Here is a 23,104-nt window from a genome sequence, read left to right on the forward strand (position 1 = left end):
CACAGCGCTACAGCGCCGAACAGGTATAAAAATTATTATGGGATTTACTCAGATCGCAGCGGAAATGGCGGTCTTTGCCATCAACGTCAATGGTCCTTAAGAGTTGCTTGCTGGCAATGGAGAACAGGCCGTTGGGGTAAGCAGTATCACCGGTCTCGCGAATGGTGCCACTCACCGGATCACCCTGCGCGTCTCGTAGAAATCCGTTGTAAAGCAGGTTGATATCGACGCTGGCCTTGGCTGCATAGACTTGGCCCGGATGTGCACGGGTAATGTTGGCAGGCACTTCGACGTTCATATCCTGATCGCGTCCCTGGCTATTAACCCGGGCGAAAGCAATATCCTGGTAGCTGCCAATCGGCACGGCGTAAACGCTGCCACTGCCAACGGGTGAGCCCTCAACTTCAAAGGCATAATCCACGCCAGGTAACTTTGGTGTGGAGAGCAACATGGCGGCACCGCTGTTGCTATAGCGGCCAAGGGCTATGCCCTGTCTATTGGCAGCAATCATGCCGCGGTAGTTCAAGTCAGCATTATTACTGCTGTCGGTGTGCCCCAGGTTGAGTGAGACATCGCCACGGCTGCCTTCCCGCATGGCAAACAGGTTAACGTTGCTGGCTTGGCTGATATGGCTGAGCGTCGTACCCAGTGTGGTGGTGCCGAAGGCATCAGTACTGGCATGGCGATAATCGCCACTGAGTTGGGTTTGGCTACCGGAACGTGCGGCAGTGAAGCTGCCTTGAACCCGATCCAATGTCCAGGTGGTGTTGAAAAAAACGCCATAGTTAGCGCCAGATTGCTGGAATCCTCCTTTTTGTACGCCCAATGAAAAAGTTGACCAAAGCCCATTGGGGCGATAGTTCCAGCGCAATTCCACCTGATGTAATTCGCCGTTTCTGTAGCGGCTATAGTTGTAGGAAAACAGGGTGCTTCCCAAGATACGGCTGTAGGACAATGCGCTGCTCGACGAGCCGTAGCTATAGTATGAAACATTACTGTTCTGATAACGGCTGTAGGAAAGGCTACCCATGGCGTTACCGTTCAGCGACAGGTTGAGATAACCCCCTGCACCTTTTTCACCGCTCATTAGGCCTAGCGTAGGGGATATTTGAATATCGCCCAGCGTACCGGGACGGGTGAAATTACCTTCGGTAGCCCATTTCCCTTGTGAACCTTTGATAAGGGTGCCATTGAAGAATAACCACCACAGATCTCGGCTTAGCCCACCTTCAAACAAGTGCCCATTGCCGCTGGAGTCTTTACCCGCCGTCAGATGCCATGCCACATAACCGGGATAACCGCCAAAATTGACGTTACTGATTGGGTAATTTTCACGGTTGATGATGGTGCCGTTACGATCAACCAGGCGGATCTCAACCGAATAGTAGCCGCTGGGCAAGTCGGAGAGGTTGATAACATTGCGGCCCAGTACCGCAGGGCGTTTGAGGACCATGCGCCCTGCACGATAGAACTCATAGTTACCCTCGGCGGTTGAAAACAGCGCCAATTGCCCATTGTCATCATCAATGCGCAGGTTTGACTGACTCCCCAGCGTGACAAACTGATCAAAACTGGGGGAAAGGGTGGTACTGATGCTACCTGAGTTATAGTCGATACTGTTTTGGCGACCCGCACGCATGTAGGTTGATGAGAAATTTTTCTGCAGATAGTAGGTTGAGATCTCCTGGCTTTGATTATTACCCGCGATCATGCGGGTGCGGCTGGCGTACCAGTGGAGGTAAGCGAAGCTCTGGCGCGGCATCCCTAACCAGCTATCACCACTGATATTGATTGCGTGGTAGCTATCGTTGGCGGCTCGGACATCCACGCTTTGATTGTGCACCAGCCCAAATGAGGTTTCAGGCAAAACGTAGTCGCTTGCACTGCTGCGCAGGGTTATGGTGCGGCGAGCTTTATCTACTGTCACGTGTTTGCCCTCCAGGTTCAGGTCGCAACCGTTCTGGCACTGTTTGTAGTCTAACTGAGCGAGTATTTTCTCTAGTTTGGCGATCGTTTCTGGGGAAACCGCATTTTGGCGATATTTTTCCCGATCAAAACTCAACGAATTCAACTGAGGAGAGTAGCTAATAAAATCGGGCAGAGTGGTGCCGTCAATGGTAGCAATATATTTAGCAGTATCATCAATTTCCGATTCGCTAAAGCCTGCAGGGACACCGTAGACAAACTGAAGTTTTTCGTTTGCCTGAGACTGAATAGCGAATATAAACGTCAGGAACGTCGTCTGACATAAAGCCAGATAAACCTTTCCTTTTATGAAAGGTTTTTTTTCCTTGATGTTCATTAATTATGCATTCCCTGCGGGTTAAATATATTAACAGGAATTAAAGGCCACTTTATCAATGCAAAGTGGCCTGATAGGTGTTATGGACCAGTCACTACCGGTTCAAACAGCATGACCAAATCACCACTGTAACTACCGTTGGTGCTAAGGTTATTAACCATTGCAGGGGCATCAAGACTGATGTTCAGGTTATAAACCTGGTCATATTCAGTACCGGACTTTGTCGTTTGCTTGACTTCAGATGCAGTGCCAGTAGCTAATGCTTTGGCACCGGTGCCGGTATCCAGGGTGACTTTAGCATTTGGCATTTCATAATTACCGTTACTCATTTTAAGCGGCTGTGCCAGAGTCACCTTAAACGATTCATTCTTGCTCCAAACACGTATTGGCAGTGTTTTGGTAAATTGCTGCTGCTTATAATCTACCGGTTTGATTTCTTCAACATCATACCAACTTGAACCATCGGGTTTAGATACAAACAGAGAGTCGCTAATTTGAGCCGTGAGATGAATCGTTTTTGGTACCTGATTACTTGGTGCAGCATTTACGGCACTGGTGCAGAAAAACATACCCACGCCTAAAATCAGTGCGCATTGATTAAATTTCATTATGTATACTCCATGTGGAAGTTCACTCATCCGTAAAGATGAAGACACGCTATTTTCCAATCGGTGAAATTTCGTAAGAGAAGTTACGAGTGAATAACTATTCCTTTTCGTATCTGGTCCACAAGGTCATTTCACAAGGATTGAATTGAATACGTAGCTAGTTGTTTTTTATCTGGTTAGCCAGGCAGCTTCAACCTGTTCCAGATGGGCAGTATCTTAAACATCAATGCACTTTCATTGGAATATGCATTCAATTTTTGCAAAAAATACAGAATTTTAGCCTGTAAAGTTGGTTGTTGCAGAGTTACATTCTATTATGTAGAATGCTGCAAATTAAATGGCTACGCGCAAAAGTAAGCAGTATTCCGTTGTCTTAAATAAGCATTTTCACAGTGTGGGTACTCCATCTGTTATTAGCACTTGTTTTACTTCAACCGATTGCAAGCCTCTGGAAATTATGCAATAAGCATTACCGAGAATTCTCTTAAAAAGATTTTCTCTGAAGGGTATGGGTTAAGTCGGTGGTATTTTATATAAGGTAAAGATAGGTGGTTTTACGAGCCTACTGTGAAAACTATGGAATACATTTTCAATGACAGCGTAGTCTTCAAAGAGACAGAGGGATTACGCTATAAACATCAAGATCAGGTCGCTATCCCTATGTCTATATTGCAGGCAGGCGTGTTGGCTGAGCTTGTTAAGGCGCACGGTAAACCAGTCCATCGCGATGAACTGCTGGAACATGTGTGGGAAAAAAATGGCTACCTCGCCTCAAATAATAGTCTGAATCATAATATTGGATTCTTACGTAAATCGCTGAAAGATTGCGGGATCAATGATGCGATCATTACAGTACACCGGGTTGGATTTAAACTGGAAAAAATGGTTGATGTTAAGGTCTATCGGCAGGAAGTAGATTTATATGAAAATACTGAAAATAATAACGTAGGTGATAAAATTCATGCTAATGAAACTATCGCGCATCCGCCGACAAGGTTACTATTGAATAAACCGTGGCGACGTTTCCGGCAAACGATGCTAAAAAACAGATCTCCCTTGTTCCTCTATATTGGTGGTGGGGTGCTGTTGGCCTTTCTCCTGGTTTTAGCCGTTTTTAATTTTCTCAAGCCAACAGGGGAAAGCCCAAGCTATGTATCGACGGTGGCTGGATGTAAAATTTACTCAGTTTATCAAATTGATAATGGTCAAAAAGATAAATATCGCCGTTATGCCGAATACTTTTTACGATCGCAGGAGAAACGTTGCACACTTGATGACATGCTATTGATGCATGTCCAGGATGAGCAGGGTTCTGGTGAAACGCGTGAAGGAAATAATCGCGCTTTTTTCGCAATTTGCAATTTCAATAAGGAAACGTCTGATTTCTGCAAAAGTGTTTACTCTTATTCGATGGTACTACCATGATCGTGCGATGGTCGATATTGCTGTTATTGTGCTTCAGCGCCACGGCGGTGGCATTGCACTGGAAGCCCGGCGCTGAGAGGAAGATATCGCCACTGAGTTGCCGTGCTCAATCCAAGTTTATTTTTAACGCTGGGCCACAGTCGCCGATCTTCAGCGGTACTCTCGCTCTGCGGTTTAACAATGATGGCAGCGGCATCATCGGCTTGGCGGGGATGCTATCGATAGGTGAAAGCCACTACAAGGTACTACGAACCGCTATCATGCACTATACCGTTGTAGACGCAGAACATGGCTGGTTCGATGTTCGCCCCGTTAGAGATGCAGTCAGGAAGAATGATAATGCTCCTGACGAAGTGGTTGATACTTATTTGCTCGGCAGCGCAGATAGAAAAGAGCCGCGTATCTTTCACGTCTGGCCGCTGAATGACAAGGCGTATCTGATTGGCAACATGCATTCCCCACTCATGGTGTGCTCGCGGAGGAATGACTGAATTCAAACGTGCCCAGACCATGCCCACCCTTGCATTGGTGTATTGCATCAATTCAGCCGTGCAGGGTAATCGCTTTAGGAAATAGGCAAAATGACCTGCTTTGTTTTTTAACCAGGGATTGCTAGCATGAAAGTCGCACCTTGGTGCAGCATTCACCCCAACCAGTAATAAGCGAAGGTTCAATGAAATCGTATTCTTCATTGCTACGGCAAATATTCATCTTGTTATTGTGGGGGCTCGCTTTCTATGCGGCTGGGCTGATCTCATTGAAGTTTGATGATCCTAACTCGCCTATAGCGATTGTGTGGTTCCCTGCTGGCGTTACGGTTGCCGCTTTTCTGAGCGCCCGCTGGCGTGAATATCCAGCGTTGCTGATTCTGTTTACCTTGGTAAATGTCCTGCTCGATAAAGGTTGGCAGGGCAATCTATTGTTATCATTGACATATTCCTTCTTATCTATGCCTGCCAGTGTCGCTATCGCTTGGGTGGTACGCCGGTTCGCCCGCTTGAATGACGATCTTCACGTGGTGTTACTGTGGATTGCAGCAACCTTTGCCATTAGTGGCTTGGATGCGTTAATTGTCGGCAGCGGATATGCGTTGGCGAACGGTTTGCCAGTGTTCAGCCTGTTCTGGCGTAGCTTTATTGCCGATGTTACCGGGATCCTGTTTGCAACCGCAGTGGTCATGGGGTTTATGAGCAGGCGCGGAACGGTGGTGAATAAAAACTTTTTCACCCGGCTTACTGGCATAATCCTATGGCTTTTGCTCTGCGCACTAACCTGGGTTATTTTTGCTCATGATTGGCCCTGGTTGCAGAACCATGCTGCTGCGCTCTATTTTGCCCTGGCATGTCTACCTATCGTGTTGGTGATAGCCATCACTGTGGTATCAGGCAACAGTGGCGCTTCTGCTTCACTATTGGCGCTTGGCGTCATCGTTATTCATTTCACCGACCTGCGCAAAGGCCCCTTTTTCATAGATGGTCTGGATTTAGCCGAATCCCTGCTACTCGCCTTAAGCTATCTCTCTGCAACCGCTCTGCTGGTTGCGTTTATTCGGGTGTTGAGGCATACCAACAACAGCTTCAACCCGGATACTGGCAGGCTAACAGGCAACGGCGTGCTCTATAGTCTGGATCCAGTCTCCGGCAGCCTGTCTTGGGCGAATGAGATATCCACACTGTTCGGGCACCTGCAACCAGGGATGCTCGAAAGCGTTGAGGATGTTTTACAGCGAGTTCATGCGCAGGACCGGGACAAACTCTACAACCATTGGTTCTCACCCGATGAGTTTAATAAAAGCTCGTCGCTGGTTTTCCGCATTCGGGGTGCGAATGGTGAATGGTTGACGCTGGTTGATAGCGGCGCAGTCCAAATGGCGAGCGGTGAGAAGCGAGTCATTGTGGGCAACTGGCAAGCCAGTCAATATAGGTTGCCTCCTGAATGAAAATTTTAAAACCCAAGCTGGGAGGCTACAGCCTGTGATCCAGATAGCTCTGCTGTTATTTGGTCTTGATTTTGTGCGTTCTCGCGCCAAGTACCTGGTTATCATTGGGGTAATCTGGAGTGTACTGGGAATAGGCATCTTTATTGATGGCCTGGATGGCGTGGCTTATTTTCCTTTGCACGTTTTCGGTATCCTGCTGCTATTAGAAAGCCTGGTCACGCTGAGTATTGCCTCCAGCGGTGTTGGTGCGCAAAAAGTGGTTCTTTATTTTAAGGGCGGCGTTTTTTGTTTTGTGGCTATCCTGATCCTGTCCAACCGATCTTACAGCGATCTGTTGCTGGCGATCATTTTCGGCTTTGCCTATTTCGTGATTGGCCTGTTTGTGATTTCCTCTGCCTGGATAGTCAGATTCCCTCACTGGAAAAGTGCGTTGCTCAGTGGTTTTAGCCAGATTTTGTTTGCCGTGCTGATGTTTAGCCCTTACCCCATCTATTACAAAGCTACGGTATCGGTATTTCTCGGTACGCTGATGTTCTTCAGCGGTGTGAACACCGTCAAGTTGGCTCGGCGCGTGAGCCGGTTACGCGAAGGAACCTCTGTTTTTGAGCTGTTGGCACCGGCCGATATTGCCGATGTTTTTGGCAAAACGCCGACGCAACCCGGCGCTGATATTTCCGGCTTGGAATTCAGAGAACCGCTGATCGTCCATATTTGGACGCCTGAAGGATCGGCCGATACTTCGCCGATTCCAAGGCCGGTGATCAATCGCTATATCGCCGCTGTAGATTCGCAAGGCGTTATCTCGACGGGGCACGCAGCATTGGAACTGCCGCCAAGTATTTATATCAGCCTTTATCCTGCGGCGGATATTGATCGCTCTCCTTCAGAGTTTCTTAATACGCTTAGGGCTACTCGGGATAATGATGTTCCTGGCGTATTTCAACCGGACTATGTTACCGAGGCGGCAAACTGGTGTGAATCAGATCGGAAGATACAGTTTCACCAATATAATGGCAGGGCGTTGTTACGGTTTTGGAACCTATATCGTTGTAGCAAAACCTATAATCTGACCTATCGCAACTGTTCCAGTAGTGTTGCCTATGCTTTGGAAGCCTCTCTTGACGGGGTGCTTTCCAAGCGACGCAAAAAGTGGTTGTGCACATTACGTATGTTGGTCATGCCTGAACTGTGGATCGCCGCTCAACTGCGTAAACGCGCGCTCTCAATGGCCTGGACACCAGGGCTGGTGATGGATTATGCCCGTGCTTTGCAGAGCATTGTCCATCCTGAATCACGGGGTTGGTTCCAGCGCATTGTGGCCAAGTGGCGTTTAGTGCAGAAGGCAAAAAAATAGAGCCCCCTTTATTACTAGGCTGTGTCCCTTAACTGCCAGCGGCGCTCGCGTGCAGTTAAGAGACGCAGCCTAAAGAGGGCTCGTCAGCGAGAGAGGGCTTAGGCTTCTGCTTCAGCCGTCTCTTTCTTCTTGTCTGAGTTCATGCAGCTGTATATGACCGGCAGCACCAACAGGGTCAATACGGTGGCAAAGCCCAGTCCGAACATGATGACTACCGCCATACTCTGGAAGAAGGCATCGCTTAACAGCGGAGCCAGGCCGAGTACGGTAGTGAAAGCCGTCAGGAGTATTGGGCGCAAACGTGAAGTCGACGCATCAATAATCGCCTCCAGCATCGGTTTCTTCTGCCGTTCCAGGCCGATCTCTTCCACCAGTACGATACCGTTACGGATCAGCATACCGCTTAAACTCAGCAAGCCGATCAGCGCCATAAAGCCAAACGGTATGCCTGTCAGCAGGAAGCCCAGTGTGACCCCAATCAGTGCCAGAGGAATGGTTAACCAGATCGCAATGGCATTTTTCAGGGAACTAAACATCAGCACGGTGATGATGAACATGATCACAAAGGCGACAGGCAGGCTGGTGAACAACCCGGCCTGAGCCTCTTTGGTACTCTCATAGTCACCGCCCCATTGCAGTTGATAGCCAGGTGGTAACTGGATGGCATCGATGCCTGGTTTGATACGCTGTAACAGCTCGGCGGAGGTTTCTCCACCCTGAGAACTTGGGTCTGCCTGCACCGTCATGGTACGTTTGCGATCCAGGCGCATTATCAGCGGATCTTCCCAATCGGTGGTAAAGCTGCTGACGACGTTATCGATAGGGATAAACGTCTGGCGTGCCTGGCTCCAAATCATCACGTCGTTGAGCCGTTCAGCGTTTAGCCGCTCGCTATCCGGTGTTCTCAATACAATCGGCATCAGCCGGGTGCCGTCACGATAGAGACCCACGGCAATACCGCCAAAGCTCATACGTAACGCACTGTCAATTTCACGCTTATCCACGCCAAGTTCACGGCCAAGATATTCAGAGAACTGTGGGCGAATAACCTTGGTGCGTTCTTGCCAGTCGTGCATCACCCCGTCAGCTTGCGGGTCGGAACTGGCAATTTTCTCTGCCTCGTTCGCCAGCGTACGCAGCATATTCGGATCTGGACCGATAAAGCGTGCTTCGATGGAGCTGTTATTCGATGGCCCGAACATGATGCGCTTAGCCTGCACGTTTACCTGCGGGTAATTACTCCGTACGTAGCTTTCTATCTGGCCAATCATGGTGGGTATCTGGCTTAACTCTTTGGCACGTACCATCACCTGTGCATAGTTGGAGTATTGCCGTTGCGGGTTATAGGTGAGCATAAACCGCATTGCCCCCTGACCAATGGTCACCATGGTCTCGCTGACACCGGCTTGTTCCCTGATATGTTGCTCTATCTGGGAGGTCATCTTTTCGGTGTAGGTGATATCTGTGCCGTAGGGCAGCCAGAGGTCGACAAAGAAGATTGGCGTATTGGACGGAGGGAAGAAGCTTTGGCGAACGTTGCCAAAACCAATCACCGAAGCCACCAGCAACGCCGCCAGAACTCCCAGCGTAATGGTGCGTTGGCGCAATAGTTTAGCCAGTATGGAGCGATATACACGGAACAGCCAGCCGTCATAAGGCGTTTTGGCCGGTTCATCGGTTTTGGGTTGCGCTATTTTCTGTTTTTCAAACGCCCACTTGGTGAATACAGGCGTTAAGGTCAGGGCGGTAAACCAGCTCAGCATCAATGAAAGGAGCAATACCTGGAACAGCGACTTACAGTACTCCCCGGTCGCATCGTTGGACAAACCGATAGGCGCAAACGCCAGAATAGCAATGATGGTGGCCCCTAACAGCGGGAACATCGTGCGCTTTACCACGTTGCTAATCGCATTCAGGGTACTTTCCCCTTTCTGGCGACCTACCAGCACGCCTTCAACGATCACAATGGCGTTATCCACCAGCATACTCAGGGCGATAACCAACGCACCGAGTGAAACCCGCTGCAGCTCGATATTGAACAACTTCATCAACAACAGGGTGCCTAACACATTCAGTGCCAGTGAAGCGGCAATCACCAGGCCACTGCGAACTCCCATGAAGAGCAGCAGGGTGCCAACGACGATCAGCAGTGCTAGCAAGAAGTTCATGATAAAGCCGTTAACCGCACCTTCAACTTCATGTGACTGATCGTAGAAGACGCTGATACCCATCCCAGCCGGGCGTTCAGCCTGTAGCTCTGCCAGGCGGGCCTTGACGGCCTCGCCAACCACGATCACGTTGACATTAGGTGCAAATGAAACGCCGATAGAAAGCGCAGACCGCCCATTGGCACGGTAGATATTGTTTGGTGAATGCGTCACTCCCTGGGTAATGGTGGCTATGTCGCGCAGATAAACGCTACGGGGGCTACCCGGTTCGCTAATCAGCAGGTTACCCAGTTCCTGCACACTGGAAAATTCGCCAGTAGGATGCAATCTGATAGACTCGCTGCCCACCAGCAGATCGCCAGCGTTGGACACCACGTTTTGCCGGCTCAGAAGGTCATAAAGCCGTTGTGGAATGATATTGGCCGCAGTCATTTGGGCCCTGGATATCTCAATTTGAACTTCTTCCGGTACAATCCCGACAATGGCGACTTTGCCTACGCCTGGGACCACCACCAACTCACGGCGTAATAGTTCGGCAAAGTTGCGCAGTTCCTGATTGCTGTAACCGTCACCATACAGTGAGAAGAAGAAACCATATACATCGCCAAAGTCATCGTTAACGAAAGGTGAGCTGGTTCCTGGTGGCAAGCGTAATGCAGCATCACCAACACGCCGACGCAGAGTATCCCAGATCTGAGGTAGTTCAGCAGCCCCGTATTCGGCACGAATATTGACGGTGATCTGTGACAAGCCGACGCTGGAGATCGAGGTTACGTTGTCGATATAAGGCAGCTGTTGGATCTCATTTTCCAACGGTAGAGTGACTTCCTCTTCCACTTGCTGTGCCGAGGCACCGTCATAACGGGTAACCACCACCGCAGTTTTAATGGTAAAGGCCGGATCCTCCAGCCTGCCGATATTCAGAAACGCGAGTACCCCACCAATGCCCAGCAGTAAAATGGCCAGCCAGATACGGGTACCGTTGTTGATAAAGTTCTCTGTCAGTTTCATTACAGACCTCGCTCACGGACCCAGGCGCGTACTTCTTGATCTTGACGCAGTTCGCGGGTGCCGGCTGCAACAATCCGTTCACCATCAGCCAGGCCGGAAATGATCCGAATACCATCAGCGGTTAATTGGCCGGTTTCGACCTGACGAGATTCAACAAACAGTTTGCCGTCACGCTCTTTAATGACCCAAACGTGGGGTTGATTACGGGCCGTGCTGTCTGGGTTAAATACCGCTTCAACGGGAACAATGACATTCGCCGTTTGTGCTGCACCAGCCAGATTGCCGAGATTGATTTTTACACTGCCGCTCATGCCTGAAAGCAGAGGCAAGTCTTGCGGGCGCGGCATGCTCAGGGTCATTTGATAGGTCAGTGAGCCTGAAGTGGTATTCGTGGTGTGCTCTTTATAACGGGCGGTGAACTCGCGCCCCGGCAAATTATTCAACTGAACAATTGGTTGGTATTTAGCATTATCTTTATCAATAATAATGAACAGGTTTTCAGGGATGCTGAAGACGACATCCAGTGAGTCCAGCGAATCTAATCTGGCCACTGGCTGACCTGCTGGAATAACCTGATAGTTACGGGCATCGACCATCGAAATAACACCAGAAAAGGGAGCGCGGATTTGCATGTCGCTCACTTCTTCTTTGGCCAACTTTAAGGAGGCCTGTGCCGAGTCACGTGCCGCCCGTTGAACGTCAAGTTCTGCACGAGGGATAACGTTGCGTGCGCTCAGCGTAGCGAAGCGGTTGAACTGAGCCTGTGCCAGGTCGAACGTAGCCTGACGATCCCGCAGCCGCAGCCTGGCATCATTACTGTTGAGTTCGGCAATCAGTTGCCCCTGGCTGACGCGTTCCCCTTCACGTACCAGCAATTGTTGCAGTTGCCCAGGACGTTTAAATGCCAAATCGGTGCGATCGCCTGCGATAATTCTGGCAGGGAAGATCCTTGCCCCAAGCTGTGCACTGTTGCTAACTTCAAAAATGTTCACCGGGCGTACACTTTCGTTTTTTTCAGGCGCTGCTCTATCACAGGCGGAAAGGGAAAGTGCGAAAAGTAGAACAGCGACAAGTTTTGTTTTCACGATGTAATCTCTTCGGATCAGATTTTAAGGGAGCGATGATTCAACACGTAGATTATGGTGCACCATTGCGCTACGGTTTATCGCTCGTCTGGACCGCTCCGGCCCTACTCACGCCCTAGCGTGAACATAAATGATTCGTGGCATCTGCTGGATTGGGGCACAGGCAACGAGTCAAACTGGTAAAAATACGTCAGATATCAAGTGATAATCAGGCAGCCAAACAACATTCTGACTCTCTGACGGCGTCTAGGATTGGAAGCGCTTTACTACCATTTACCCCCAACCCCGTTGATTCCCGACTACTCCAACTCCCTCTTTTCACCGCTCTATGTTAATGAGCGTAGGTCATAACTTCTTCCTGCGACAGGTCCGGCATATTATTTCCGTTGTCCTTTGCGGTGATGAGCATTGTCATCGTTCCCTTCTGTTTCAAGCACTCGCAACTTCTTCAAGTTTAGTGTGTTACCACAATATCGGTAAAAATATCTTCATGATGAACAGGGGTTCATACTTCATCTTGCGGTAGGGATGAAAAGATGAAGGGGGTACGGGGAAATGACGCATCTTGATTGTGGCCAACCTGCGCTTCAGGGATTACATGGTACATTCATATGGTCAATGGTTTCTTGCAACTAGTAACAGCTGGCTATGTGTTAGGGCGTTAATGGCTCTCGCCTTGATCTCCTTGGCAACATCACAGTTAACTTTATCTTAAATATACTTCCTTTTTTGACAGGCAACATTGAGGATATAAGAAATATCCTGTTGTGCGATATTAATTATGACTCTTTCCTGAAAAGGGATTGGGTAATAAAGCAAATAATCATCTCAGTATTTAATGAGAATTATCCTGTATTAATAATTGAGCGATTAAAAAAAAGAGTATTGTTCTCGATCAAAATCATATTGATCTGCTTAAATCATCACGCTATTCTTGTGCGCAATACATAGGGAGCATGAATAAAACATACTAAATCTACGCTTTAATAAAGGCATAATTCTTTGTGTCTTTATATCAAGCGTAGAGTTGTTCAATAACCATATACTCGTCACATTTCAAGTCGCATGTGTATCGGTTGTACTTGTCGGCTACGCCTTATGGAGCAGTGTAAACGCTGTTTAAATCAGGCGAGTTCGACAAGCTTGCCCAATCTTGTGTTCCGGGTGAGTGAGGAAGACCAGACAACCTGCAGCTTTAAGTAATAAAGTTATGGGAGCAATACTAGGCATTGTTTTATTTCACTATTATATAAGGATGATTCTGTGAAAAAACTTTCTATTTCTGAGGCAACCACTATCGTTGGTGGTAACTGTACTCAAACTTGTACTGTTAAGTATGTAGCTACCGGTACTAAAGCTTGTAACGTAGTTACCACCTGTGTTGACAAACACGGCAAAGTTCTTAGCACAAACTCCAAGCCTGCTGGTAGCTTGGCTGACTGTAACATCATTGTTGTTCCATAAGCATCAAGCTTGATATCCTGAAATTCAGGATATCATTTCAGCGCTGATGCAATAGGTATATACCCAAGTTACTTCAAGTTGCTTGGGTGTTGGCTTTGCTTACTCACCCCAGTCACATAGTTATCTATGCTCCTGGGGCTTCGCAAGCTTGCCGCCTACAAGCAACCCGAATTATTTTGAGTATATAAGTTATGTTTAAGAAGAATCTGTTTCTTGTTGCCTACACCTTTGTAGTTATTATTATTTCATCGCTGATTACTACGGCTTATTTTCACTACTTTGTGCTTAATCAGAACAGCGATCAACAAAGCCTAATGGCAATTGGTAACAGTGATATTAAAAATAGCCCGATTAAAGATGAAAATGCCATCGTCGAGATATTTTCTTATGGCTGTCACTTTTGCGTTCTGAATGAAGAGAATGTTATCAATCTGGAAGCGCGTATGCCTGCAGGTTCAAAATTCATCCGTCTGCACATTAATAATAACCAGATGGATGGTCTTGCAAGCTTCTCTCCGCTGTTTGCCACATTAACCGTTATGGGTATTGAGCCACAGCATCGGCAGAGTGCTTATAACGCCGTTATCAAAGATAAAATTGATCTCAGCAACTCTCTAAATCTTGATGGCTGGCTAAAGGCAAACGGTATCGACCCTGAGGCTTACGCAAAAGCCAGGCAGTCACCGCAGGTGCAAGCGCTGCTGGACTATATGACGCAAGTCTCCAAACATTACAACATCAACGCGACACCGACATTTATTGTCAACAAAAAATGGTTAGCGCTACAGGACCGTGATTTCCCTGAGTTTGCCGATCAACTGCTGTCGTTATTGCAGCACGATAAACCTCTGGAGTAATAATGCGTTTCTTTGCCGTGTGGGTTTATCTGACGTGGAGAAACACCCTCACAAAAATAGCGCGGAGTTTTACCCCCCTTCGCCGGGCATACGTTAAATCTGTCTGCTGGTTGCTGCGGCATGGGGATTACCGTTGGTTTTTCTGGCTGGCCGCGTTGGGGCGGCTTTTGCATTTGAGCAATCGGGGCGACTACAAACGCGCCTTCGTGGCTGAAGCCAACAAAAAATGTCTGCTTAATGATACCCGCAAAGTGGACTATGCCAAGCTTAGCCAACGCCGTCGGTTACTGGATCTTGCTGCTACCTTCGGGCAAAACCCGCAGGTACTGGCCCAGCTTGAACGATGCAGAGCACAGCTTAACGCGGTGGTTGAACCTTTACATCAGGCGGGGCAACCGGTGGTATTGGCTCCCTTGCATATGGTGTCCGACGTGCTGGCCGGCATGGTCGGCAGCGGTGTTTTTCCGGGGCAAGCTACGGTTATTGTTTCTGCCAGTGCCGAGGTCTATCAGGACAAGGTGCGTCAATTGGGCGGGGTGAACCTGTCTTACTGCTCTATCCATGATGATAACCGGGCAATAGCCGGGAATCTGATGGGCGCGATAATGGAAGCGGCTGAGCATCGGCGGAATATCATTATTTTCCCCGACATCACGCCGGACTATACCGTCAATACCAACCACGCTGAAACCGCCAAGTTAAGCTGCCGACTGTTCGATCGCCCTGCCAATTTACACAGCGGTATTATCCGCATTGCCAGAGCATTGTCCGCGCAAGTGGTTTTTTACTATCTGTATTACGACAAGGAAATAAAAATTCATATTTATCAGCCAATGGCAGCACGAAGCCTGAAAGCAAAATTACCGGAAATAATTGAGATGTCGATCGCGCGGCATCCTTCGGACTGGCTGTTATGGCATTCACATTCGTTATTTTTTATCAATGAATAACCTGGAAATTTAAGACATCAGATCATGGAAAAGATAATCCCGACGCTGGTATTTCAAGGCGAAACGAATGAATGTGGGTTGGCCTGTATCGCCATGATGGCTGAAACTCAGGGTATCAGTGCGCCGCTGGAGAGTCTGCGCGAACGGTATCCCGCCTCACAGCACGGTACTTCACTAATCACGCTGTGTAACATTATGTCTGAGCTGGCCATGCCTGCTTATCCTGTCGCCTTTGAACATGACGAGTTGGCGGAATTGCCCTTGCCAGCCATTCTGCATTACGGTGCCAACCATTACGTTCTGCTGGCATATCGTAAAGGGGACTATGTCTGTGTGATGAATCCGGCGATTGGTCAGCAGTTGTTGCCGATTAATGCGTTGAAATTGGAAATCAGTGGTTATGCATTGGTTCTGGACAATGAAAGTCAGACCGATCCTTTGGCCCAGGCCAACATAAAGCGCAGCAAGCGTTTCAAGGCGCTAGAATGTATGAGCCTGAAAGAAACGGCTAGAATACCTGGCATTTACCGTTTGATGCTGCTGGCGTTTCTGATTTCATTAACCCTGTTTATCATGCCAACGATGGTCAGCAGTGCGATCAATCAGGTTTTCTCTACGGCAGGTAAAACCGACTTCCCGTATTTCTATTTCCTGCTGGCATTCGTCGTTTCGACCACGCTAGCCTTTGCCGTTTGCTGGATCACGGAACGGTATATTAAACGTTTTGTGGTGGTCAATAGCGTAGCCGGATTTTCACGCTTGCTAAGTAACTCGCTGAATTTTTTTGATAAACGCGCTCCGGGTGAGGTTTTCAGCCGCTTCTCCAACTGGCAGATGGCCTCGGGCATAAAGATCGAACTGGATAACGGGTTACGGACAGACTGGATTATTGGCGCTATTGCTCTGGCGGTGATGTGTTACATGAGCCCACTGCTGGCAATGGTATCGGGCATCGGGGTCACGCTGATGGGGCTGATCAGCGTATGGGCTATTTATCGCGACCGCTATTATACCCAGCAGTTACAGGTAAAAACCGCCGAGCAGAGTGACTTCATTCTGGAGAGTATCCAGGGGTTCTCCACCATTAAATCTGCCGGGCTGGGTAACCAACGTAAAAGCATGTTTGCCAAGTTTGCGTTGTCGCTGTTCACCTGCCGTCAGCAACAGAAAGTGTATGAGCAGGTAAAAAGCAGCCTGTATCAATTAATTGGCAGCCTGGAGATGGTGGTTTTCATGTTCCTTGCACTGCCGCTGTTGAAGAACGGCACTATTACGCTGGGGGAGTTCTTTGCCTATAGTTTCGTTCGTGAGATTTTCACCTCCTATATCACCAAAATTTTCTATTCCATTCTGCAAAAGAACCAACTGCACGTTATTGATACTCGTGCTCAGGACCTGTTCCCACCTTCACCTGCTCAAGATGTAGCAGGTGAAGATGCGGTGCCAGCGGCAATACCCAAATTCACCTCACACTTGCGTTATCGCAACCTCTCGTTTGCCTATGATGCGCAACAGCCGGTGCTGCACGATCTCTGTTTATCGCTCAAGCCTGGTGAAAGCATTGCTATTGTCGGTGAGTCGGGGGCGGGTAAAAGCACGCTGTTGAAGGTGATGACAGGGTTGATGGCTCCGCAGCAAGGTGAGGTGATCGTCGACGGTCAGCCGCTCCTCTATCGCCATATACACGCACTGTTTTTCCTGCAGAGCCAGGAAGACATTTTGTTCAACGCCTCGGTGTTGCAGAACATTACTTTGTTTGATGACGACTTCGATGAGCGTAAGCATCAGCGAATTGAACGTTCGCTTGCGGGCCTTAATCTGCGTTCGGTGGTGGATAAACTGCCGGGTGGTTTGAATGCGTTGATCCGCGAAAGTCATGCCGGGCTGTCACTCGGCCAGCGGCAACGTTTGCTGTTAGCGCGGGCAATGTACAGTGATTGCCCGGTGTTGGTATTGGATGAGCCTACTGCCAACTTGGATGAAGAGACGGCGCATCAGGTAATGACCACACTGCTGGCCCATTGCCGTGAATACCATAAAACGCTGATCATCGTTACGCATAGTGAGAGTGTGCTGCCAATGTTTGATCGGGTTTACCGCATGAATAGTGGCCGCATTGAAGCCATAGGTACGATGTTTGAACCGCAGCCAATGCTGGCAACGGCGGTGTGTTGATGAAACCAGGGATTGCTAGACACAAAACACGCGCAATAGCGTTTATCGCCCTGTTGGTATTGGCGATTTTGATCGGTGCTGCTGCTTGGCATTTCACTTCCCCAGCCCAAAATACTCTGTTGAATACCGAAGATGTGACCCGTGGTGATATTGAGAAAACCGTGCTGGCAACCGGTATTCTTAAACCGGCACTGCAGGTTAGCGTAGGTGCCCAGGTTAATGGGCAGTTGCAGAAATTGTATGTGAAACAAGGCGATCGCGTTACCCGTGGACAACTACTGGCGGAGATTGACCCCACATTACAACAGAACGCACTGCGTAAATCAGAAGCCGCATTACAAAGTGCCATGGCACAGAAACAGGTCACCCAGGCAACGCTCAGGCAGTATCAGCAAGAGCTGAAACGTCAGCTGAGAATGGATCGTGACGGTTCTGGAGTAAAAAGCGAACTAGAGAGAGCACAGGCTCAGTTCCAAACCCAGGTTGCGCAGCTGAAAGTGAATGAGGCGCAGATTGTCCAGGCTCAGATGGAACTGGAAACGGCCCGAGCCAACCTGAGCTTCACCCGGATTGTCGCCCCGATTGATGGTGAAGTGTTGGGGATTGTCACCAAAGAGGGGCAAACCATTGTGTCTTCACAAACCGTACCGACGATCCTGGTATTGGCAGATGTGGACACGATGACGGTTCACACCCGCATTTCTGAAACCGATATTCTCAAAGTCCGCGTAGGACAGCCTTTGTGGTTCTATGTGGTTGCCGACCCCAAACACCGTTATGACAGCGTAATGGGCTCGCTCCAGGAAGCCCCTAGCGATGCGTTAAGGGAAGACAACGTTTTCTCTTCTGCTAATCAACAACCTTCGGCGGTGTACTACACAGGGGTATTTGCCATTGCCAATAGGAAACGTCTGTTGCGCACTTCAATGACTGCGCAGGTATTTATCATTACCGAACAGGCTAAGAATGCATTACGTGTGCCGGTTGCCGCGCTGGGAGCACAGCAGGGTAAAGACCGCTATCAGGTGCAAGTGATGAACGGCGAACAGGTCGAGTCCCGCTGGGTGGAGATTGGCCTTAACGACAGTCAGTTTGCTGAAGTGAAAGAGGGGTTAAAAGAGGGCGAGCGTGTGGTCTTGGCCCAGCACGTGATGGGGAATGGCAACAATGGGTGATCAATCTCCTCCTCTGATCCAATTACACGGCATTTTCCGTCATTTTGTTTCTGGATTACAGACGGTTGCGGTGCTGAAGAATATTTCACTGACCATTCAACGGGGCGAAATGGTGGCGATCGTTGGTGCCTCGGGCTCGGGGAAATCGACACTGATGAATATCATCGGCTGCCTGGATCAACCGACACAGGGTGAGATGCATATCAAAGGCATCTCAACACGGCTTGCCAGCAGTGAACAATTGGCCCAATTACGCAGCCAATACATCGGCTTTATCTTTCAGCGTTATCACCTGATGCCTTATCTGAGCGCAGTGGAAAACGTTGCCGTACCGGCATTGTATACCGCGATGCCTGCCGCCGAACGCCAGTCTCGAGCTGAATATCTGCTTACGCGGCTCGGGTTGCAACAACGGATGGAGTATAAACCGGCACAGCTTTCGGGTGGGCAGCAACAACGTGTCAGTATCGCCCGTGCCTTGATGAACGGGGCGGAAATTATTCTGGCTGATGAACCTACCGGCGCACTCGACCGTACCAGCGGCCAGGAACTGATGGGGATCCTGCACTCCCTGCATCAATCTGGGCATACCATCATTATTGTTACCCACGATCGTGACGTCGCCAATCAGGCACAACGCATTATTGAAATCAGCGATGGTGAGATTATTGCCGATCGTCTCAATCAGGCCGTTGCACCGCAGGAAACCAAAACGGCGTTGCCCGCCGCTGCCGCCACCGGGCGCACACTGTTCTGGCAGAGTGTGAAAGAAGCAGTAAAAATGGCCTGGCGAGCCCTATTAGGGCATCGAGTCAGGGCTTTTCTGTCGATGCTGGGCATCATTATCGGCATCTCTTCCGTGGTGTCATCAATGGCCGTTGGGGAAGGGGCTCGCCAAAGCATTCTGAATGAAATTAGCCAATTAGGGATCAGTACGCTGGAGATCCGCCCTGGACTTGGCTGGGATCAACCGCGTGCGGATTTTGCTCGTTCGCTGACCATCTCTGATGTTGAACTACTGGCACGGCAACCCTATGTCGATAGTGTCTCTCCGGTCGTTAGCACCAGCGTTACTGCCGTGCGTGGAGGCAAGCAGGTTCAGGTGTCTATTTCGGGTATCAGTAATGCCTATTTTCGCGTTCAGGGGCTGAATTTCCTGTCTGGCAATAGCTTTACCCAACGCGATCTTGATGAGCGAGAGCCGGTAGTGATCATCGATCCCGAATTACGCTCAACGCTATTTGAGCAGGGTGAGGTTCCTGAAGGGGAAATAGTACAACTTGCCGGTACGCCTTACCGGGTGATCGGGGTCGCCGAGCGTAAGGGGGGAAAGTTCAGCGGCATGATGTTGGGTGCCTGGATGCCATACACCTCGTTGCTGGAACGGATGTCCGGCAACATGCCTATCGAGTCGATAACGCTGCGCGTCCATGAAGGGAGTTCCCTGCGTGAAGTGCAAGGCAGCGTGGAACGGTTGTTGGAGCAGGTTCACGGCCAACGTGACTTTTTTACCCAGACCAACGATCAGATGACGCAGACAATTCGCAAAGCTTCGGACTCCATGACTTTGCTGATCACCGCGATTGCCGGGATTTCACTGCTGGTGGGGGGGGTGGGGGTAATGAACATCATGCTGGTTTCGGTGACCGAGCGCACCCATGAGATTGGTATACGCCTTTCTGTGGGCGCGCGTCCAGTGGACATCATGCGCCAGTTTCTGATCGAAGCCATGGTGATCTGCTCGCTGGGGGGGATTATCGGCGTTATTGGCTCCGGGGTAGCCGGCGTGATTTTCTCCTGGGTGACCCAGGAGTTCACCATGGTCTTTACCTGGCCACCGATCTTACTGGCCTGTGGTTCTTCGGCACTGATTGGTCTGGGGTTCGGTTTTTTCCCCGCGCGCAATGCGGCGCGCCTTCACCCAACGGAGGCGCTGGCGCGCGAGTAATGATGAACAGACTCTCTCTGGCAATAGCGCTATCCCTGCTGCTGAGTGGTTGCGGCTCCCTGGTTAAAAGTGACTACCAACCGCCCATGTTGTCGGTACCCACGCATTGGCGGGTAGAGGATACCGGCTCTGGCTATCTGCAACACACCGAGCACTGGTGGGATAATTTCAACGATCCACAGTTATCTACTCTGATTGGCCGTGCGCTTACCAGCAACAACGATTTGGCCATCGCCGGGTTGCAGTTGCAGCAGGCGCGGCTGGCAGCTGGGTTAACCAATACCAATCTGACACCGGACGTGGCGGTCAGCGGTGCTGCTAGTAATAGCAGTAATCTGCGTAAGGATAGAACGCCGGTTGAGTCTTACAGCAGTTCGCTGGATCTCAGCTATGAGCTGGATCTGTGGGGTAAGCTGGCGCGAGCCAGGGAGCAGGCGCAATGGCAGGTCGAAGCCACGGAACAGGATCGGCAAAATACTGCGCTGACGCTGATAGGCAGCACGGCACAATATTATTGGCAGATCGCCAATCTCAACCAACAGATCGCGCAGCAGAAAGCGGGGCTGGAGATTGGCAGCAAAACGCTGGAGATGGTGCAGTCACGCTATGCGGCGGGTGCAGCAGGGCAGATCGATCTGTTACAGGCGCAACAATCCCTGCTCGATCGTGAAAACCAATATCGCAGCTTGCAGCAAAAGCGTGAAGAGGCCAGGAATGCTCTGGCGATCCTTTTTAACCGCTCACCCACCGATCGTCAGGCAGAACGTCCTTCACTGGATATCGATCAGGATGTGGCGATCGCTAAGACGCTACCGGTTGAGGTGATTGCCCGCCGGCCAGATGTGAAGGCTGCAGAAGGGCGGCTGCGTGCAGCCCTGGCAGGTTCGGATGTGGAGCGCTTGAGTTTCTACCCGACGCTTTCACTGACGGCTTCGCTCGGCGCGGCCAGCAGCGTTTTCCAGCAGTGGTTCAGTAACCCAACCCGAACGCTTGGCTCCGGCGCCACCTTGCCATTTGTGCAGTGGCAGACGGTGCAACTGACTATCGAAAAATCGCAGTTGGACGTCAAACAGGCGGCGATCGCCTTTCGTAGCAAGGTTTACAGCGCGCTATCCGACGTGGATAACGCCATGACTCAGCGCCTCAGTTATCAGCAGCAAAGAAAAAACCAGCAGCAGAGCCTGAAGCTCAGCCAGCAGCGCTTGGCGCTGGCCAAGAGCCAGTATCAGGCCGGAGCTGTCTCTCTCCAGACCTTGCTGGATGCTGAGGATGCGCTGTTGACCATTGAAACCAATTTGTCCGACCTGCAGTACAACTACCTCAATGCCACCATGAAACTGTGGTTAGCGTTGGGCGGCGGTATGGAAAAAGAAAACATTAGGGAAGAAAAACATGAATAGAGATCCTTTGCCACGCCGGGTGGTCGTGACTGGCTATGGGGCGATAACCCCGATGGGGATGAATGCCGAACGAAGCTGGGAGGCAATGATGGATTACCAGTTGGGTTATCGCTACTACGATAGATCCAGCGATGGGGTTCAGTCTCGTTTCTTTGGTGTGATAGATGAAGAGCCCAATCTGAAAGGGGTGCCCGCTGCGATCCGCCGCCGCTTGCCGCGTTATGCCAGGCTAGTGTTGGCAGCCGCCCGTGAAGCGATGGAAATGGCATTCCACAGTGAAAGCCCGGCAGCTTATTACGACCTGTTGGACTGTGGCACCATCATCGGTAGCGGTTGGGCGGGTCAGGATGAAACCCATAATAATTATGCAGACTACCAGCGGACCGGACTGGGCTCACCCTTTGGTTGCTTCCTTTCAATGCCTAATGCGGCCACAGCGGCCTGTAGCCTCTATTGGGGCCTGCGGGGTTATCAAAATAGCCCGATAGCCGCCTGTGCGACAGGGACTATTGCCATCGGAGATGCTTTTGAAGTGATTCGCAGTGGTCGCGCAGCAATGATGTTGGCGGGGGCGGGTGAATCTTTGCGCACCGATGCTGCGGTTTGGAATATCGACGTATTGCGTGCGCTGGCCAGTGAGCAGGAAGATATCAGCAAGGCCTGTTGCCCGTTTAGCCTTGATCGCAACGGTTTTGTGCTCTCTGAAGGGGCTGCTGTTGTGTGCCTGGAAGAGCGCGAAGCCGCGCTGGCCCGTGGGGCAACAATCCTGGGGGAGATTAAGGGCTATGGTAACTATTCCGATGCCTTCGATTTTACTGCCCCGGCAGAAGATAAAATTGCCCGGGTGAAAACCATCCAGTACGCGCTGCAACAGGCCGGACTGGCTGCCTCTGAGATTGATTACATCAATGCACACGGTACATCGACGCCCCTCAACGATCTGAATGAAACTCAGGCGATCAAGTTGGCATTCGGCGAAGCGGCCTACACCACACCGCTTTCCAGCACCAAATCGTACTCCGGGCATTTGATTGCGGCGGCAGGCAGCTATGAATCCATTATTTGCCTGCAGGCGTTGCAGCATCAACTGATGCCTGCCACCTGCCACCTCAAAAACGCCGACCCGCTGTGTGATCTGGATTATATCAGCGAAGGCCACCGCCCAGCGGCGCTGACTAATACGTTGAATCTGAGTTTTGGCTTTGGCGGTGCCAACGCGGCTTTAGTGATCGGCAAGGCGTGA

Annotated in this window: 16 protein-coding genes; 12 read left to right on the top strand and 4 right to left on the bottom strand. The window is 50.1% G+C overall.

Going from position 1 to position 23,104, the window contains the following annotated elements; all coding sequences use genetic code 11:
• Positions 1 to 7: 7 nt before the first annotated feature.
• Complete coding sequence (locus SAQUA_RS05715; protein WP_380673995.1) at positions 8 to 2,302, bottom strand: TcfC E-set like domain-containing protein; 2,295 nt, start codon at positions 2,300 to 2,302, stop codon at positions 8 to 10.
• 80 nt (positions 2,303 to 2,382) lie between these two features.
• Complete coding sequence (locus tag SAQUA_RS05720; RefSeq protein WP_404413161.1) at positions 2,383 to 2,910, bottom strand: CS1 type fimbrial major subunit; 528 nt, start codon at positions 2,908 to 2,910, stop codon at positions 2,383 to 2,385.
• Between the two features lie 576 nt (positions 2,911 to 3,486).
• Here SAQUA_RS05720 and SAQUA_RS05725 point away from each other — a divergent pair.
• The 4 genes from SAQUA_RS05725 to SAQUA_RS05740 all read left to right on the top strand — a co-directional run bounded on the left by SAQUA_RS05725 (position 3,487) and on the right by SAQUA_RS05740 (position 7,628).
• A complete protein-coding gene (locus SAQUA_RS05725) occupies positions 3,487 to 4,335 on the top strand; it encodes a transcriptional regulator (RefSeq protein WP_380674189.1) in 849 nt (282 codons plus the stop codon).
• Positions 4,332 to 4,826 (top strand): hypothetical protein, encoded by a 495-nt coding sequence (locus SAQUA_RS05730; protein WP_380673993.1) that lies wholly within the window; start codon positions 4,332 to 4,334, stop codon positions 4,824 to 4,826. The genes SAQUA_RS05725 and SAQUA_RS05730 overlap by 4 nt, the downstream gene beginning before the upstream one ends.
• Before the next feature lie 182 nt (positions 4,827 to 5,008).
• A complete protein-coding gene (locus SAQUA_RS05735; protein WP_380673992.1) occupies positions 5,009 to 6,274 on the top strand; it encodes an MASE1 domain-containing protein in 1,266 nt (421 codons plus the stop codon).
• A gap of 34 nt (positions 6,275 to 6,308) precedes the next feature.
• Positions 6,309 to 7,628: an MFS transporter gene (locus tag SAQUA_RS05740; protein ID WP_380673991.1), complete on the top strand. Its 1,320-nt coding sequence runs from the start codon at positions 6,309 to 6,311 to the stop codon at positions 7,626 to 7,628.
• A gap of 98 nt (positions 7,629 to 7,726) precedes the next feature.
• Here the strand turns inward: SAQUA_RS05740 and SAQUA_RS05745 are convergent, their stop codons facing one another.
• Together SAQUA_RS05745 and SAQUA_RS05750 are read right to left on the bottom strand one after the other, a co-directional pair.
• Positions 7,727 to 10,807, bottom strand: coding sequence for an efflux RND transporter permease subunit (locus tag SAQUA_RS05745; protein ID WP_380673990.1), 3,081 nt, complete (start codon positions 10,805 to 10,807; stop codon positions 7,727 to 7,729).
• Positions 10,807 to 11,892 carry an efflux RND transporter periplasmic adaptor subunit gene (locus tag SAQUA_RS05750; RefSeq protein ID WP_380673989.1) on the bottom strand — a complete coding sequence of 362 codons (1,086 nt, stop codon included), beginning with the start codon at positions 11,890 to 11,892 and terminating at the stop codon, positions 10,807 to 10,809. Before SAQUA_RS05750 ends, SAQUA_RS05745 begins: the two co-directional genes overlap by 1 nt.
• Positions 11,893 to 13,155: 1,263 nt before the next feature.
• Between SAQUA_RS05750 and SAQUA_RS05755 the strand changes: the two genes are divergently transcribed.
• From SAQUA_RS05755 to SAQUA_RS05790, 8 genes are all read left to right on the top strand, one after another.
• On the top strand, positions 13,156 to 13,356 hold the full coding sequence (locus SAQUA_RS05755; protein WP_380673988.1) for a DUF4762 family protein: 201 nt from the start codon (positions 13,156 to 13,158) through the stop codon (positions 13,354 to 13,356).
• A 191-nt stretch (positions 13,357 to 13,547) separates the two neighbouring features.
• On the top strand, positions 13,548 to 14,213 hold the full coding sequence (locus SAQUA_RS05760) for a DsbA family protein (RefSeq protein ID WP_380673987.1): 666 nt from the start codon (positions 13,548 to 13,550) through the stop codon (positions 14,211 to 14,213).
• Between the two features lie 2 nt (positions 14,214 to 14,215).
• Entirely contained in the window at positions 14,216 to 15,163 is a 948-nt protein-coding gene (locus SAQUA_RS05765) for an ABC transporter (protein ID WP_380673986.1), read from the top strand.
• Positions 15,164 to 15,187: 24 nt separating this feature from the next.
• A complete protein-coding gene (locus SAQUA_RS05770; RefSeq protein ID WP_380673985.1) occupies positions 15,188 to 17,338 on the top strand; it encodes a peptidase domain-containing ABC transporter in 2,151 nt (716 codons plus the stop codon).
• Positions 17,338 to 18,513 carry an efflux RND transporter periplasmic adaptor subunit gene (locus SAQUA_RS05775; protein ID WP_380673984.1) on the top strand — a complete coding sequence of 392 codons (1,176 nt, stop codon included), beginning with the start codon at positions 17,338 to 17,340 and terminating at the stop codon, positions 18,511 to 18,513. Before SAQUA_RS05770 ends, SAQUA_RS05775 begins: the two co-directional genes overlap by 1 nt.
• The gene (locus SAQUA_RS05780; protein WP_380673983.1) at positions 18,506 to 20,461 is read left to right on the top strand and encodes a MacB family efflux pump subunit; all 1,956 of its coding nucleotides are present in this window, start codon (positions 18,506 to 18,508) and stop codon (positions 20,459 to 20,461) included. Before SAQUA_RS05775 ends, SAQUA_RS05780 begins: the two co-directional genes overlap by 8 nt.
• Before the next feature lie 2 nt (positions 20,462 to 20,463).
• Positions 20,464 to 21,861 (top strand): efflux transporter outer membrane subunit, encoded by a 1,398-nt coding sequence (locus tag SAQUA_RS05785; RefSeq protein WP_380674188.1) that lies wholly within the window; start codon positions 20,464 to 20,466, stop codon positions 21,859 to 21,861.
• On the top strand, positions 21,854 to 23,104 hold the full coding sequence (locus SAQUA_RS05790; RefSeq protein WP_380673982.1) for a beta-ketoacyl-[acyl-carrier-protein] synthase family protein: 1,251 nt from the start codon (positions 21,854 to 21,856) through the stop codon (positions 23,102 to 23,104). Before SAQUA_RS05785 ends, SAQUA_RS05790 begins: the two co-directional genes overlap by 8 nt.

Origin of the sequence: Serratia aquatilis (assembly GCF_044865145.1) — a bacterium.
GTDB classification, from domain to species: Bacteria; Pseudomonadota; Gammaproteobacteria; order Enterobacterales; family Enterobacteriaceae; genus Chania; species Chania aquatilis.